Origin of the sequence: Delftia sp. UME58 (genome assembly GCF_014170385.1) — a bacterium.
In the GTDB taxonomy this organism is placed as follows: Bacteria; Pseudomonadota; Gammaproteobacteria; order Burkholderiales; family Burkholderiaceae_C; genus Comamonas; species Comamonas acidovorans.
Genome location: NZ_LZZV01000056.1, coordinates 46,863 through 62,372, shown reverse-complemented (window position 1 = coordinate 62,372; position 15,510 = coordinate 46,863). Strand labels below are relative to the sequence as shown.

Here is a 15,510-nt window from a genome sequence, read left to right as displayed (position 1 = left end):
GCGACGGAAGACCTCAACCAGAAAGATTCGCCGCTTACTTGGCGAAGAGCATTTCGATGTTTGAGAAAGCCTTGACCTCCATGGCGTTGCCAGACGGGTCCAGGAAGAACATCGTGGCTTGCTCGCCCACTTCGCCCTTGAAGCGGATGTAGGGCTCAATGATGAATTTGATGCCCTTGGCCTTCAGGCGCTCGGCCATTGCGTCCCACTCTTCGCGGGGCAGAACGATGCCCATGTGGCGAACGGGCACGCCGTGACCGTCGACGGCGTTGAGCTGGGCAGTACCTGCTTCGCCTGGCGCCAGGTGGGCAACGATTTGGTGACCGTAGAAGTTGAAGTCAATCCAGTCGGGAGAGCTGCGGCCCTCCGGACAGCCGAGGGTCTCGCCGTAGAACTTGCGGGCGAGCTCCAGGTCGTGCACAGGAAATGCGACGTGGAAGGGTGACAACATCGCAGGATTGGTCGTGGGGGTCAGCATACTATTCGCGGAATTGTGTTGATACGGGTCATACGATATCCACCCCGACACAAGAAAAAAAGCAATTTATATTCTGGCTTTTCACAAATTTTATTTGTGCAATACCGGTAGCCAAAGGCTTTGCCAACCTGGCCCCGCTAGCGAGGACACCCCATGATTCGAGAACTAAAAACACTTCTGGCTGTCGCTCGGGAGGGCACCTTCTCAGCGGCTGGAGACAAGATTGGCCTGACGCAATCAGCCATCAGTGCCCAGATGCAGCGCCTGGAGGCTGAGGTCGGGTACGACCTCTTCGACCGCTCCGGACGCACCGCACGGCTCAATGACCGCGGACATCAGATGGTCGTTCAGGCTGAACAGCTGATTCAGCTCTACACAGAACTCTGCACTGGGACAGTCGGCCCCCAGACCTCCATCAAGTTCAACATCGGCGCCATCGCCTCGGCTCAGTCCTACCTGTTGCCTGAAGCCCTGGCCAAGTTTCATCGCCAGTTCCCTGACAGTCGGACCCGGCTCGTGCCGGGACTATCGATGGATCTGACCAACTTGGTGGATGCTGGCGAGTTGGAGATGGCCGTCGTCATCCGACCTCCGTTCTCTCTTCACAGTGACCTCCGGTGGACGACGCTGGCCAAGGAACCATTTCGACTCATCGTTCCACGGAACGCCCCAGACCTGAGCTGGCGTGAGCTGCTCATGACCATGCCGTTTGTCCGGTACGACAGGAAGTCGCTCGCCGGCCGCCAGGTCGAGCGGTTCCTCCGCAAGGAGCACATTCCGGTCAGAGATGTGTGCGAGGCCGATGAGCTGGACGCCCTGATTCGACTGGTGGCCCTGGGGCTTGGAGTTTCCTTGGTTCCCCAGGCGATGCGCAATCGCCGCTGGCCAGCAGCAGTGCGGGTTATCGACTTGGGAGAGGACACGTTCCACCGTGACATTGGACTGGTCCATCGCAGCAAGCGGAACATGAGCGACGCGTCGCGCTCGCTCGCCCACCTCATCACGGACGCTTACGGTGCAGCGCAGCCTGACGAAAAGTGAATGGCAACCTTCGCTTCCAAGCGCGACGTACCGCATGCATCGTGCGCAGCATCTCTTGGCAGGACGAGGGGATATTTGCGCGCGCCCTCGACTTCCTCGGCCATGACGCACGACATTTCGATGCCCTGGCCACAGGGGAACTATCTCGACGCGAACCGGACCGTGACTCGGGCATCGTGCTGGGAGGCCCGAATGGCCCAGACGATACTACCCTTCGGCGGACAGTCCAGTAAAAAAGCAGGCGCCCAACAGCCCCGTAGAGCTGCGTGGATTCGCGCCTTAGGCCTTGTTCTTGAACGCCTCGTAGCGGGCCTTGTTTTCGGCGTTCGGCGGATACAGGCCTGGAAGAACGGCCCCTCCTTGGACCTCTTCCATAATCCAGCCCTCCAGGCGCTCCTGCTCAACAGCTTGGGCGACCACTTCCTGCAAGAGACTAGCGGGAACCAGAACGCCGCCATCTTGGTCGAGGACGATGATGTCGTCCGGGAACACCGCGACGCCACCGCAGCCAACGGGCTGCTGCCAATCAACGAACGTGAGGGCTGCAACAGACGGAGGAGCAGCCGCGCCGCTGGCCCAGACAGGCAGCTTCGTCGACAACACGCCTGCGAGGTCACGCACGGCGCCGTCGCTCACCAACGCGGCCACGCCACGTTGCGCCATTCGCGCGCACAGGATGTCGCCCCAGAAGCCTGCATCCTTCACGCCATTTGCATCGACCACTGCGATGCAGCCTGCGGGCATCCGCTCGATGGCTGCACGGGTCGATTTTGGGTTGCTCCAAGATTCCGGCGTGGCGAGGTCTTCACGAGCAGGCACGAAGCGCACCGTGAAGGCACGACCCACGATACGCGGCAAGCCAGGTGCCAGAGGAGCGGCGCCACGGATGAAGACATTGCGCAGCCCCTTCTTCAGAAGAACAGTGGTCAGGGTCGCGGTCGTAACACCTTCCAGGGCTTTGAAGGCTTCTGCGTCGCAGAGAGTGGTCATAAGGTCTCCGTCTACGTTGGTTGGAAGTCGGACAGGTCAGATGTTGGCAATCAAGCCGCCGTCCACCCGGGTGGTGGAGCCGGTGACATAGGAGGCGCGTGCGCTGGCGAGGAACGTGACGACGTCTGCGTACTCCTGCGGCGCTCCATGGCGGCCGGCAGGGATCGCTGCCTTGCTTTCGGCTTCAATCACAGCCGCTTCGCGTCCTTCGCGAGGCTCTTGGACCAGCCCACCAAAGAGATGCGTGTCGCGTTTGAGAGGGCCAAATTCGGAATGGGTGCAATCACGCCCGTCGCGAGCGGGTGACAGAGCAATGGCACTGCCGAATCCCCCGCCTGCGCTCATCACAAGCGCGCGCTTTCCGTTGACTCCCAAATCCATGGCCAGTCTCCTTACTTCAGTGATTCACAGGCGGTGCGGATGCGGCGGCACGCTTCTTCCAGTCGCTCCGTAGCGGTTGCGAATGAAATGCGGAAGTAGCCCCCTGCACCGAACGCGCTGCCAGGAACGACTGCGACACGGCCCTGCTCGAGCAAGAAGCGGCTGATGTCTGCGTCGTTGTTCAGGTGCTCGCCCTTCTCGGTGGTCTTGCCCACAAGGCCGCTGCAGTTCGGGAACAGGTAGAAGGCGCCTTCAGGCCGGCGACAGTGGAGCCCCGGGGTGGCATGGAATGCATCGAGGCAAAGGTCACGGCGCTGCGCGAACACTTGGTTCCGCTCGGCCAGGAACTCCATCGGACCGTCTAAGGCAGCGACGGCTGCGGCCTGGGCAATCGAGCATGGATTGCTTGTGCTTTGGGATTGGATGGTCGCCATGGCCGCAATGAGGTGTTGCGGGCCGCCTGCATAGCCGATGCGCCAGCCAGTCATGGCGTATGCCTTGGATACGCCGTTGACCGTCAGAACCCGGTCATAGAGTTCAGGGACCACGCTGGCAATGGTGGAGAACTCCCAGCCGTCATAGCGCAGGTGCTCATACATGTCGTCGGTAAGCACGTAGACGTGAGGATGGCGAAGCAGCTCTTCACCCAGTTCCCGCAGTTCATCCGCACAGTAGCCGGCCCCCGTGGGGTTGCTTGGCGAGTTGAGAATGAGCCACTTGGTCCGAGGAGTGACTGCCTTGCGCAGTTGGGCGGCGGTCAACTTGAAGTTCTGCTCGGTTCCACAGATCACCTCCACCGGGGTGCCGCCGGCCAGGCGAACCATGTCAGGGTAGGAAACCCAGTACGGCGCCGGCACGATGACTTCATCGCCAGGATTTAGTGTCGCAATCAAGGCATTGAACAGCACCTGCTTGCCGCCCGTGCCCACGCTGATTTGAGCGGGCTTGTAGCTCAGCTGATTGTCCCGCTCGAACTTGCGCGCGACGGCCTGTTTCAGCTCAAGCGTGCCGTCGACGTCGGTGTACTTCGTGGCACCCGCATCGATGGCATCCTTGGCGGCAGCGCTGATGTGGTCCGGGGTGGAAAAATCCGGCTCTCCTTGCGAAAGCCCAATCACGTCGATGCCACCGCGACGCATCTCACCAGCCAGTCTGGTGATGGCCAGCGTGGGGGAAGGCTTTACTGCTTGCAGCAGATTTCCTAGGAGTGTCATGTCTCTTCCCGTCTTTGGAGAGATTCATCCTAGGCCCGACAACTCAGCAAAAAAAGCAATATAAATTTCTAAAAAGCTCAATTTATTATTGTGATTCGCCCTCTATGCCAGGAGATTGCGGACTTGCCCAGCTATGGCTGCCGACGTGCCTGTGCCTTGGTGAACCGCCAGCGCACGGCACGGGCGCCCAGAGGGCCAATGCCAAACGCGTCTATCGCGGCGAGATGCTCATCGAGGCCGTCGAACACCGCTTCGGTTCGGTCGAAGCAGTCCCGGCTGCCCATGCGCTGCAATTCTTGAGCGATAGCGGCGGTGCCTACACCGCCGCCGAAACGAGGGCACTGGCACGCGCGCCAGGCCTGAAGGCCAACAACACGCCCGTCTGCTGCCCCCAGAGCAACGGCATGGCCGAGAGCATCGTCAACACCTTCAAGCGCGACCATGTGGCGCGCATGGACCTGCGTGACGCGCGGACGGTACTGCCGCAACTGCCAGCGGCCTTCGAGCACTTCAACGAGGCGCATCCGCATTCTTCGCTGAAAATGCGGTCGCCTCGGGAGTTCAGGCGGCAACACGCTGCAGGGGCTGACCAGGCGCTTTGTTGCGAATAGGGCGGGGTCGGGAATACGGGGGGCAACATCACCTCCCCCGAAGCCATCCCTTTCTGAGCTGCCTATGCGGCAGCGAACGACTTCCCCGGCGCGCCCGAGCGCATGTGGCATTTCTGAGCTGCCTATGCGGCAGCGAACACGAGATCGACCGGCTCGAGCTGAACGTCGATTTTCTGAGCTGCCTATGCGGCAGCGAACCGGCGGCAGGCCGTAGCCCACGAATGCCAACATTTCTGAGCTGCCTATGCGGCAGCGAACATCTCGCTGGCGTGCACGACCAGCGGCTTGATTTTCTGAGCTGCCTATGCGGCAGCGAACGTCCAGAGCTACAACCCAACCTCGGGCGCGCTTTTCTGAGCTGCCTATGCGGCAGCGAACGCGTGTGCGTTCCGAAGGCTGGGGCGCTGGCTTTTCTGAGCTGCCTATGCGGCAGCGAACGCCCTTGCTCTGGTCATCGTCGGCATCGCGCTTTTCTGAGCTGCCTATGCGGCAGCGAACAAGTCCAATGCGATGTTCCCGGACATCACCGATTTCTGAGCTGCCTATGCGGCAGCGAACCGGATCGATGGCGGTGCGCCCTCGATAGATCATTTCTGAGCTGCCTATGCGGCAGCGAACTTTAGTCTCACCGATGAGACTTTTCCTGTTCTTTTCTGAGCTGCCTATGCGGCAGCGAACATCACGTAGCGCGGCATTACGCGGCCTTCGGTTTTCTGAGCTGCCTATGCGGCAGCGAACGCAGGCACGTTGGATGCCCCGACTGCACCAGATTTCTGAGCTGCCTATGCGGCAGCGAACGATCCGCAGCCGTAGCAGACATAAGCGCTCATTTTCTGAGCTGCCTATGCGGCAGCGAACAAGCGCACGCTGCCAGGCACGATGTAGTCGGTTTTCTGAGCTGCCTATGCGGCAGCGAACCGGATCGCGGTGTAGGCCTGCATGGCGCCCACTTTCTGAGCTGCCTATGCGGCAGCGAACTGAGCGATGGTGCGGGCGCGTGGCAGGACAACTTTCTGAGCTGCCTATGCGGCAGCGAACTGCTTTGGCAGTGCCTTGGATCGCTTCGGTCATTTCTGAGCTGCCTATGCGGCAGCGAACGACCTCTGTTACCGCGACCTGGTGCCCTGGCTTTTCTGAGCTGCCTATGCGGCAGCGAACAAGACAAAAATCCTCCCAATCCATTGATTTTCAAAGAACTTTCACCCCCAACCCGCAAATACCCCAAAATCCCGAGGCGTCGCCAAGTCGTTGATTTGAAAGGCGACCCCACCGGCCGCCTGAAAAAGGGTCAGAACCAGGGGACAGAGGCCCCCAGGCTCAGCCCATAGGTGTTGAAGCCCCCCTGCCCTGCGGAGGCCTGCCCTTCTTTGTGTTCGATGAACAGACAAAACGGCTGCCCGGTGCTGGCGCTGCGCAGTTGCACATAAGGCAGGTCCGGGGTGCGCTCCACGCTGTCGGGGATGGCGGCAGCGGCCTGCTCGGCGCTTTCGCCCTTGCGGCGCATGCGGCGGCGGCGCAGGCGGTCGGGGCTGGTCTTGAATTGGCGTCGTTGCACAAGGCAGGGCACGGCGTCGTCCGGCACCGGGGCTGGCTGCGTGCATTGCACATGGTCGCGCATGCCTTGCAGCCAGGGCTGGCCCATCAGGTAATGCAGCGCGGCCTCGCTGCCGTGCAGGCGCAGGATGGTGCCCAGGGTGCGCGGGCGCAGGCTGTAGCGGGGGAAGCTGATGCCTATGTCGGAGCTGCCCAGTTGCACGAGCGCGCGGTGCAGCTTGGCGACCAGCGCGCCCAGCAGGTGGGCGTGGCTGAATTCCGGGTCAGGCAGCAGCGTGATGTCGATGTAGTGCGAGGTCATGGCCATCAGCTCGCATCGCCGAAGACACCGCCGCGGATCAGCACGGCCATCACGAAGTGCTGCTGCTCGACGGGCGGCACCTTGTCCTTGAGCAGCCAGTCGTCCAGCAGGGTGTAGAAGTCCTGCTTTTGCTTGGGCTGGCGCCAGGCCTTGCCCTGGGTGGTGACGGAGCCGTAGGGCTCGACCGCGATGGGGCCCAGGTCCTGCGCGCCGTCGTACCAGGTGTCGATGGTGCGCAGGGCGTTGCCGATTTTCTGGGAGTGGATGGCGGCGACCTCCTGGCCTTTTTCACCGATCTGGTAGAGCGTCTTGCTCTTTTTGGTGCTGCCCTTGTCAAGGATCAGTTCCTGCGAGGGAAAGACTTCCTGGCCCGCGCCCAGGCGCACAAAGGCCGTGATCTGCAGCAGCACATGGGCCTTGCCCTCAAGCCCCTGCGCGATCACGCTGCCCAGCGCCGCCACTTTCTCATCAGGCTTGTCCAAGGTGCGCAGGCTTTGCTCCAGGGCATCGAACGACCATGCCTGCCCGGCCTTGCCATCCTTGAGCTGCACCACCTGTACCTGCACGCTTTCCGCGCCCACGCGGTTGCGCCACAGAAAGCGGCCGTTCGCCAGGTTGGCCGCATAGCGGTTGGCCAGTTCGGCAAAGCCCTGGGCCGAGGCATAGGCCTGGACGGCCTGCGCGAGCCTGGCCTGGTATTCGGCGCTGTTGCAGGCAGACGGCGTGCCCGCGCCAGACAGCACGCGCAGCGTGAACTGCACCTTGAGCGCGTCGGCATCGGCAGGGAGGGCTGCCACGTCCACGGTCTGCAGGTTGGGGTTCTCGATGGCAGCGTCGAGCTTGGCCGGGTCCTGATCCTTGGTCTTGAGGCGGTTGGAGATGGTACCGCGCACGGATTTCTCGCGCAGCTTGACGGAGGGCCAGGAGGCGGAGGCCGCCCGGTCATCCCAGTTGCCTGCGTGGAAGACGGCGTCGGAGGGGTCGAGCTTGCGTTCGAAGGCGAGGACGGATGCGGTCTTGAGGGTGCTGGACATGGTGTTCAATCCTTTGGCAATACGGTGTGAAAGGCGGCGGTGCAAGGACGCTGGTCAGGTGTATGCATAGCTGTCGTCGTCTTCCTGCTCCTGGGCTGCGGCGTCGTCAGGGTCGGCCCCGGCTGCGGGGTCTGGCACGTAGCCGCTGCGGCAGCGGTAAAGGCCCCGCTTTTCATCGGTGTGCGCATGCCACAGCAGTTGCTCCAGATGGGTGAGGCGGTGCGGGCTGATCCATTCGCCCAGCGAGTAGACCGACTCCACGAAGCGCAGCGGCGTGGTGGCATCGCGGGCGTTGAGCACTTCGCCTGCGGCATGTGATGGCGAGAGCGCCGCATAGCCCACGGGCACGGGCACGATCCAGCCGCTGCCGGGGCCGCGCCAGGGGTCTGCCCATGGCTGTTTGCCATCGGCAGGCGGGGGCTGGCCTTCGGCGGCGGCCACGGGCTCATGGTTGAAGCGCGATGTATGCAGCCAGGCGTCGAGCAGCGTGGTGTGCGCCGCTTTGTCGCGCAGCCTGTGCAGCCGGTCGGCCAGCAGGTCGTCGCGTCCCACCAGGGCGAAGCCCGGCAGCCACTGGCGCCGCCATTCTCGGAACTGGCGGCTGCGCTCGGTGGCGTCCTCTGCCAGCACGGACAGCCTGGGGCGCACGCGCCTGCCGGGCGCGGCGCGCGATGGCAGCAGGCTGCCGCCGGCCACCCGCATTTGCGACAGGATTTGCCCGGCTTCATCGGCCCATTGCTGCATCTGCGGCTCGGCACTCTGCACCAACGTGGCCGCAGCGCCTGCGGCGCGTTTTTCCGAAACGGCGAAGACCAGGGAGATGTCGAGGTGGATGCGCCCTTCCTCCACGATGGCGGCGGTGCTGCCGTCCTTGTCCACGGGGTTGCGCGTAAGGTTGAAGCTACGCACATAGCCCTGCGTGACCTGCTCCTGATGGTGGTGGCAGACTACGCCCACCGCGTGCAGGCGCAAGGGGATGCCGGCCTGCGCCAGCTTGCGCTCCAGCGCCCACATCAGGCCGGTGAAGGCGGTGATGGAGGGGAAGCCGTGCGTGAGCGGGCTGGAGATGGCGTTGGCGTTCTGGACGCGCAGATGGGGGAAGACGAGAAGCGCTTGTGGAGACTGGCTCATGGCGCGTCCTCCCTGCCTTCAATCCGTTTACGCAGTTCACGCAACTGCTGCACAAAACCATCCTCATCGGTCAGCAGCTCTTTCTTCCACACGCGCGCCTCGGCGTCGCCCACGGGCAACTGGCCGAACAGCTGGCTGTTGAGCCAGTTGGCAAAGCGCTTGCCTACCTCGGCAGGCCAGTCCATCCAAAGCCATTCGCGGGCGAAATCCGCCTCATCGCGCAGTTCGGCCCGTAATGGGTCCAGCCACAATTGCTCTTCACGCACCAGCTTGCCGAAGCGTTCCGAGTCGCAGCTCCAGCCAGCGGGCAGGGCCTGCTGCACTTCGCCTGCGAGCGAGACCATTTCATCGATCAGCGCATCGATGAAGGCTTCGCGGCGCTCGCGCGTTTGCAGGTTGGGCTCCGGGTCGGTCGCAAGGAAGGCACGCAGCTTGCGCACCGTGCTGCGCACCTCGGGACGGCCGATGAACAGCTTGTCGAACACGGAGCTGGCATGCACCGGCAGCCGTACATCGCTGCTGCGCCAGACCGGTGGCAGCGAAGCCAGCAGGTAGTTGACCCCGCCACGCTCGCTGTTGAGCTGGGAAATATTCTGCGGCTTTGTCCCTCCCATCTTCTGGACGGCCAGCCCAGGGTAGTCATGGAAGACGCCGTCATGCGCCTTGCGCTCGCGCCGCGCCTGCCGGGCCGCCTTGTTGCTTTCGCCAAAGCGGTCTTCCTGCACCTGCGCATGCACGGCATGCGCCAGCGAGGTGGCAAACAACGGCGCCAGCAATTCATAGCCTGCATCGGCACAGGCATCGCTGCCCGTCAGCCAGTACAGCTGCTTGGCCCGCGTGTGCGAACTGGGTGCACCCGCGCGCGGCTGGGTCAGGCCGACGAAGGCATCGCGCAAGCCCATGGCCTGCTGCGGGTCCTCATGCAGGGCCTGGAGCGCGCCCGGCTCTTGCGCCAGCAACGCGGCCAGCAGACTGGTGCCGTCCACCTCGACCTTGAGGAACTTGTAGACGTCGAGCGCCGCCGCATTGCCCACCACATCGCCAGAGAAGGACTGCCCCAGCGCATGGCTGCCCAGTTCCTGCAGCACGGGCAGGCTGGCCGGCTCCACATAGAGATTGGTGCCGCGCGCATCAGGGTGCATGGGCTTGAGGGAGTGGGTCACGGCCTGGATTTGCGTCACCCGGCGGGCGGCGTCTTCCATCCAGGTATCGCGCTGGTGCTGAGCCAGCAGCTCCTGTCGTTTGAGGTCGTCTTCGGCCAACTTGTCCAGCTTGGCCTTGAGGCGCTCCTGGATGAAGGTTGCGATGGCGTCATGCCATCGCATGGCGCTTGGGGTGGGTGGCATTGCTTCTCCTCCTTGCAAGAAATTCAGAACAAACCCACGATCTGCGTGGTCTGCAACGATGTCCTTCAACGAACGGTACGGGTGGTCTTGCTCCTCTGCGCTTCGTTTCCTTTCTGCTGCAAAGAGATATACCGAATAACGGTAAACGGTATAAAATTCCTGACCTATGGCGATCACTTCCTTCAAGTGCCCGGAAACCCAGCGCCTGTTCACCAGCGGCAAGACCCGCCGCTTCGCCAACATCCAGAGCGTGGCGGAGCGCAAGCTGGCTCAGCTGGATGCGGCTGTGACACTTGAATTTCTGCGCAGCCCTCCTGGCAATCGCCTGGAAATGCTCGTGGGAGATCGGCAGGGCCAGCACAGCATCCGCATCAACGACCAGTGGCGCGTCTGCTTTGTCTGGACGGAAAAGGGAGTGGTTGACGTAGAGATAGTGGATTACCACTGACGAGCAATGACACACCAACTCTGCCGCATAGGCAGATTGGGAACCGGCGCCTCCCAATGAGGAGCACAGGAGAAAGACATGCTTAAAAACGGCATGCGCCCCATACACCCAGGTGAAGTCCTGCGCGAGGACTACCTGAAGCCCATGGACATGAGCGCCAACGCGCTGGCCAGGCACCTGCACGTTCCCGCCTCGCGCGTGAACGACATCGTGCTGGAGCGGCGCGGCATCACGGCCGACACGGCGCTGCGGCTGAGCCGCTTTTTTGGGGGCGACGCTCAGTCCTGGCTGAACCTTCAGACCGCCTACGACCTGCGCACGGCAGAGCTGAACGAGGAGTTGCAGGCGTCCGTGAGGCAGGTTCATCCGATGCAGCTGCATACCGCCTGATCCTCAGGCCCGGCCCACAAAGCCCAGCACGTCATGCCAGCGCCAGCCCTGTGCCTTGTCGGGCAGGCTGGCCGTGGCGTACTTGCTTGCACAGGCATCCAGCGCCAGCCCCTTGCCCTCCGCCAGGGCTAACAGTTCCTGCATCAGGTCGGCCTGCCCCCATGCAGTGACAGAGCCCTTCCGTGGGTCCAATGGTTCCCCGTGCAGCAGGCTGTCCTGCACCAGCACATGGAGCTTGTCGCCCCGCCGCTGGCCATCGACCACGCGGTGCAGGTGCAGGCCCTCTTCCTCCTCGTCCGGCAGAAACACCACATCCACGCGCGGCAGCGGGTCGTAGCGGAATCGCTGGAACTGCGGCAGCAGCCCCGTGAACCAGAAACAGGCAGGGCTGGCCCAGTGCAGGCTGGCGGCGCGCAGCACCGGCGTGGCATCCGGGCTGTCTGCGGGGCGCGGCAGCATGGTGTCGTGCATGCGGGCGTGTTCCAGGTCCACGAGGTTCCTGGCCGGGTGGAACTGCTCCCTGGCCACTTCGATGCGTGCGCGGGCATCCACGGGCCAGAGGGGCTCGCCCTTGGTGTGCTTGGCCAGCAGCGATTGCAGGTCATGCGAGCGCAGGTGGAAGTACCGCGCCGTATCCGCCTTGTCATCCACCGGCTCCATCTCGAAACCCGGCTTGCAGAATGCCGCCCTGCCTGGATGCTCGAAAGCGCGCAGGTTGCTGTCCAGCACCCGCATGTTGGCCTCCTGCACCGCACCCGGCCGGTGGCGCCGCACGCGTCCGGCCAGCTGGATCAGCGAGCGCATGGACGAGGGCTCGACCACGGCCCAGTCATAGTCATGGTCGCGGCCCACTTCGGTGACGGGGGAGCCGAGCACGATGAAGAGGTGATCGGCCTCATTGTTGGCATCAAGCAATGCGCGGATGGCCGGCCTCTGGAAGATGGGGTCTGCGCCGTCGGGGGAGCGGCGGTCCAGCACGGTGTCCAAGTGCCGCTCGATGCTGGAGCGCGCCAGCAGCGGAAACTGCGAGTGGTAGACGCACAGGTGCACCCGCACACCCGGCGCGGGAGCGCCCTGGCCGTACATGGCCACGGCCACGTCGAACAGCGGCTCGATGTTGGCCATGCGGATGAGGCCGAAGCTCACGCGCTTGCCGCTGGCGGGATCGATGCCATGGTTGCGCGGCTGCTGGTGCAGCTGCCATGCGTGCTCCAGCGCGATGCGGGCGAAAGCCCGCCGCCGCGCGGCCGGGTCCAGCCCATGCCATCCCTGGGGCAATGCGGCAATGGCGGCCAGGCGCCGCACCTCGGCCTTGGCGAGCTGGGCCACGCGCCTTTGCACAAAGCCTTCATGGCCTGCACGAAACCCTGCGCCATCGGCGCAGTCCAGCGCCTGCTGGTGGAATTCGTCCACCCACAGGCAGCAGATGGCAAGGGGCTCGCCGGGCCGCTCGCCGCGATGGCGCTGGAAGACCTCGCGCCCGGCGCGGTAGGCCAGGTACAGCCCTTCCACCAGCGCTGGCGGCAAGGTGGCCGAGGACAGCAGCACGCGCGAGCCCAGCAGGCCCGCCCAGTGCACGAGCCGCGTGAGCGCGGGCAGGTCGGCCATGTCGAAATCATCGGGCTCGTCCAGTACCAGGTCGCCCGTCATGAGGCGCAGCATGGGCGCGATCTGGCGGCCGCCACGCAGGCTTTCGGTGGCGGGCGTGAGGTGGTCCACGGTGCAGGCCAGCACGGGCGCTGCGATCAGCGAGCGCACCTGCGCATCGTCGGTCAGGCGCTGCAGCAGCGGGTGCTGGTCATTGCCGTCGAACAGCACCTGTCCGCCTTCGTCGAGCAGAGCCTGGCGCGAGGCCGATCCCGTGGCTTCGGCCCGGGCCTCCCAATACTCGAACAATGAGCGGCTGGCCGCGCCGCCGACCTTGATGGCGAGCTGGTCGTCGCCCAGGCCCAGGTCGTTCTGGAACACCCGCCCCGTCTGCAGCGTGAGCGTGCGCAGGCCGATGGCGAAGGCGCAGCGCATGCCCAAGCCCGGCTCGGCCAGGGCGTTCATGATGCGCGCATTGCCCAGGGTCTTGCCGCAGCCGGTGGAGGCCATGTTGACGATGAAGCCGCCCTGGCCGGCGGCCCGGTGGCGCACGCTGGCGGCCAGGTCGGCAGCCTTGTCCTGCCACTGGAAGCGTGCGTTGCTGCTGCGCTTCTTGAGGCCGCGATGGCTGCGCAGGGCCGGCAGGCTGCGCGCCAGCGTGGGCAGCGAACGCGCCACCAGCGTGGCATGGGCCTGCACGCCGAGCAGATGTTCGTCCAGTGTCTGGTTGAACGCGGCCGAGAGGCCTGGCGCAGCACTTTTTCGCAAGGTGTTGGCATACAGCGGGTAGGTCGCATTGCGAAAAGGCCGGCGGCGCGCTTCGTCCTCGATGCCGGAGTAGTGGTGGTCGGCCAGCATCAGGCACAGGCGCGAGAGGTGCAGCGTGAACGGATCGCCCAGGCTTGCAGCGTCAAGCGACCGGCCCGCCAGTTCCTGCAGCTTGAGCGCATAGCGCGCCGCCTGCTTGCGCCAGGCGGCCGTGGCCACCGGAAGGCCCTGCGGGAAGTCCCAATGGGAGCGCACTTTCGCCGGATCGGCTTTCTCGCGCGGCTCGTTCCAGTCGGCGCTGATGCACTGCAGCAGCTGCTCGATCTCATTGCTGTTGACGAAGCGCGGGCGCGCGCCGAAGCGGCACCATTGGCGGCGGTCGGGCTCCAGCTCGTCGTCGGACTCCTGCCGGCCTGCAGCGACCGGCATGCAGGGCAGCCGATGGTGTGTCAGAACCAGCCAGGCCACGGCGGTGGCCAGCGGCGGCAGCGCCTTGAACGGCAGATGCTGGCTGGCCTGCGGTTCGTCCAGGCCATCGCGCAGAAGGCGGCCGCTGCGGTGATCAAGCCATTGCGCCTCAAAGGCCTGGGCATCGGCGGCCTCATCCATACAGGCTGCCAGCCTTTGCAGCCATGCCACGTCGCTGTCGCCGCCCACGAAAGCCTGGAACAGCCGCACCGACACCCATTCATGGCGGTAGTGGTTGCGCTCGCGCAGGCCAGGATTGTTCAGCCGGTCCTGGAATGCCTGGGTGGCCTTGCCCAGGTCATGCACCAGGGCAGCCAAAGCGGCCAGCGCCGTGATCAGCGGCAGGTGATGCCAGTGGCTTTCATCTTCGGCGCGCAGCACGTTGCTGGCCGTGGTGTTGGTGGGCACGGCGCCTTCGGCGTTGAACTGGCGCCCATCACCCACGATCCACAGCAGTTCGCTGTGGTCGCGCCCGCGTATCCAGTGGCAGGCCACGGCGGTGTTCTTGCGCGCGCTCTGGCGCAGCAGCTTGCGCACGGTGTCGAGCCCGGCCGCGGTGATGGGCGTCTGCCAGGTGCGCTCGCCGCGCCTCTCGGCAAACTGGTCGAGGATGCGGCGCGTTTCGGTGAGGGCACGCTTGCTGCACCGGGAGACGAAGAGCACGTTCATGTGTCGGCCTCCTGCGCAGCGCCGGGCGTTGTGGGCGTCGTGGGCGCGCCGGCCATGCGCGCCGTGTCGACGGCAATGCGCTTGAGCGTGTCGATGATGAAGTCCAACGATTCGCTGCGCGTAAGGGCCTCAATGCATTGGCGACGGAACTGCTGCTCGTCGTCGCCGCGCATGGCCGACAGGAAGGCCTGCGGCAGGATGGCGGCATCCTTGACCAGGTCGGCCGCATCGAACACCAGGCCGCCGCGCCGCGTCTTGCCATGCAGCACGGCCAGGCCGTGGGGCAGGCCCAGCACCCAGCTGGCCGTGGCGCCCAATCCGTAGGCCAGGTAGTTGCCATGGTCCAGATAGCGGTTGGCCGCATCGGTGCCCGTGCCGCGCTTGGCGCGCGTGAATTCGCCATATCCCACGGCGTCCACGGCGAGCTTGAACAAGGCCTTGGTCAGCCGTGCCTCATCGGTCAGCAGTGTCATGACATCGGGCGCATTGGCCATCAGCGCCGCAAATTGCTGCACCAGTGCCTTCAGGCGCTCCATGTCCACGGAAAAACCTGCTTCGCGCAAGGCTCGTGCACCCCATTCCTGCTGCAGCCTCTGCAATCGCAAAGCCTGCAATTGTCTGGCGGCATGCAGGCGCAGTTCATCGTCAAACCAGAATTGGACCCAGGCCTGAAGGTATTCAGTGGAGCGATACTCGCTTTGCGGAGTGAGCCATGCCACTTCCACATCGACTTCATTGGCGCTGAACAAAGGCGTGCCGCCACCGCCGCAAAAGCCCACAAGCACCCCAGCCTTGGCCAGTTCCCGCATGGCCGCCTGGGTGATGGACGTGCCCGTACCGAGCAAAATGCTGGTGGTATTGGCAATCGGGATATTCCAATACAGGCTTCGCTTGCCGGCATCGGTCACGTATTCCACCCGCCCTCCATTGACCAGGACACGGCAGTGCTCGAGGTAATAGATGTTGGCGCGCCTGGAATGGAGAATGGTCTTGAGATCCTGGCCCTTGATGTCCTGCATGAATGCCTCCCGCAGGGATTTTCATCAACTTCCCAATCCCCTTCGCTGCATTTTCCCAGGAATGAAAAAAAGCGCCTTGC

The 15,510-nt window shown here is 64.1% G+C and carries 12 protein-coding genes, 2 pseudogenes and 1 CRISPR repeat array; of the genes and pseudogenes, 4 read left to right on the top strand and 10 right to left on the bottom strand.

The features are described 5' to 3' along the window. Positions 1-34 precede the first annotated feature (34 nt). Positions 35-478, bottom strand: coding sequence for a VOC family protein (locus tag A9976_RS17780; protein WP_183020097.1), 444 nt, complete (start codon positions 476-478; stop codon positions 35-37). Between the two features lie 153 nt (positions 479-631). Here A9976_RS17780 and A9976_RS17775 point away from each other — a divergent pair, with 153 nt between their 5' ends. Continuing rightward, on the top strand, positions 632-1,519 hold the full coding sequence (locus tag A9976_RS17775) for a LysR family transcriptional regulator (protein ID WP_183020096.1): 888 nt from the start codon (positions 632-634) through the stop codon (positions 1,517-1,519). Between the two features lie 279 nt (positions 1,520-1,798). Here A9976_RS17775 and A9976_RS17770 read toward each other — a convergent pair whose 3' ends face one another. The 3 genes and pseudogenes from A9976_RS17770 to A9976_RS17760 all read right to left on the bottom strand — a co-directional run bounded on the left by A9976_RS17770 (position 1,799) and on the right by A9976_RS17760 (position 4,104). Continuing rightward, positions 1,799-2,509, bottom strand: a complete 711-nt coding sequence (locus A9976_RS17770) for a ribonuclease activity regulator RraA (protein WP_183020095.1) — start codon at positions 2,507-2,509, stop codon at positions 1,799-1,801. Between the two features lie 36 nt (positions 2,510-2,545). Beyond that, positions 2,546-2,805: pseudogene (locus A9976_RS17765) on the bottom strand (SDR family oxidoreductase); the annotation flags it as partial. A gap of 96 nt (positions 2,806-2,901) precedes the next feature. After that, on the bottom strand, positions 2,902-4,104 hold the full coding sequence (locus A9976_RS17760; protein ID WP_183020094.1) for a pyridoxal phosphate-dependent aminotransferase: 1,203 nt from the start codon (positions 4,102-4,104) through the stop codon (positions 2,902-2,904). Between the two features lie 90 nt (positions 4,105-4,194). On the opposite strand from A9976_RS17760, the pseudogene A9976_RS17755 reads away from it, so the two are divergent. Further along, positions 4,195-4,715 (top strand): annotated as a pseudogene (locus A9976_RS17755) (integrase core domain-containing protein); the annotation flags it as partial. Positions 4,716-4,765: 50 nt separating this feature from the next. Beyond that, positions 4,766-5,873: a CRISPR direct-repeat array (repeat unit 28 nt; unit sequence TTTCTGAGCTGCCTATGCGGCAGCGAAC). Between the two features lie 130 nt (positions 5,874-6,003). Here the strand turns inward: A9976_RS17755 and cas6f are convergent. Genes cas6f through csy1 form a run of 4 tightly spaced genes read right to left on the bottom strand, consistent with a single transcriptional unit; the run spans position 6,004 to position 10,081 of the window. Next, complete coding sequence (gene cas6f, locus A9976_RS17750) at positions 6,004-6,570, bottom strand: type I-F CRISPR-associated endoribonuclease Cas6/Csy4 (RefSeq protein WP_183020093.1); 567 nt, start codon at positions 6,568-6,570, stop codon at positions 6,004-6,006. A gap of 5 nt (positions 6,571-6,575) precedes the next feature. Then, on the bottom strand, positions 6,576-7,604 hold the full coding sequence (gene csy3, locus A9976_RS17745; protein ID WP_183020092.1) for a type I-F CRISPR-associated protein Csy3: 1,029 nt from the start codon (positions 7,602-7,604) through the stop codon (positions 6,576-6,578). Between the two features lie 54 nt (positions 7,605-7,658). Continuing rightward, positions 7,659-8,735: a type I-F CRISPR-associated protein Csy2 gene (gene csy2, locus A9976_RS17740; protein WP_183020091.1), complete on the bottom strand. Its 1,077-nt coding sequence runs from the start codon at positions 8,733-8,735 to the stop codon at positions 7,659-7,661. After that, positions 8,732-10,081: a type I-F CRISPR-associated protein Csy1 gene (gene csy1, locus A9976_RS17735; RefSeq protein ID WP_183020090.1), complete on the bottom strand. Its 1,350-nt coding sequence runs from the start codon at positions 10,079-10,081 to the stop codon at positions 8,732-8,734. Before csy1 ends, csy2 begins: the two co-directional genes overlap by 4 nt. 166 nt (positions 10,082-10,247) lie before the next feature. Here csy1 and A9976_RS17730 point away from each other — a divergent pair, with 166 nt between their 5' ends. Together A9976_RS17730 and A9976_RS17725 are read left to right on the top strand one after the other, a co-directional pair. Continuing rightward, entirely contained in the window at positions 10,248-10,529 is a 282-nt protein-coding gene (locus A9976_RS17730) for a type II toxin-antitoxin system RelE/ParE family toxin (protein WP_183020089.1), read from the top strand. A gap of 78 nt (positions 10,530-10,607) precedes the next feature. Beyond that, entirely contained in the window at positions 10,608-10,919 is a 312-nt protein-coding gene (locus A9976_RS17725; protein WP_183020088.1) for a HigA family addiction module antitoxin, read from the top strand. 3 nt (positions 10,920-10,922) lie between these two features. Here the strand turns inward: A9976_RS17725 and cas3f are convergent, their stop codons facing one another. Both cas3f and cas1f read right to left on the bottom strand, forming a co-directional pair. Next, positions 10,923-14,411, bottom strand: a complete 3,489-nt coding sequence (cas3f, locus tag A9976_RS17720; RefSeq protein WP_183020087.1) for a type I-F CRISPR-associated helicase Cas3f — start codon at positions 14,409-14,411, stop codon at positions 10,923-10,925. Next, positions 14,408-15,430, bottom strand: a complete 1,023-nt coding sequence (gene cas1f / locus A9976_RS17715; RefSeq protein WP_183020086.1) for a type I-F CRISPR-associated endonuclease Cas1f — start codon at positions 15,428-15,430, stop codon at positions 14,408-14,410. Before cas1f ends, cas3f begins: the two co-directional genes overlap by 4 nt. Positions 15,431-15,510 lie beyond the last annotated feature (80 nt).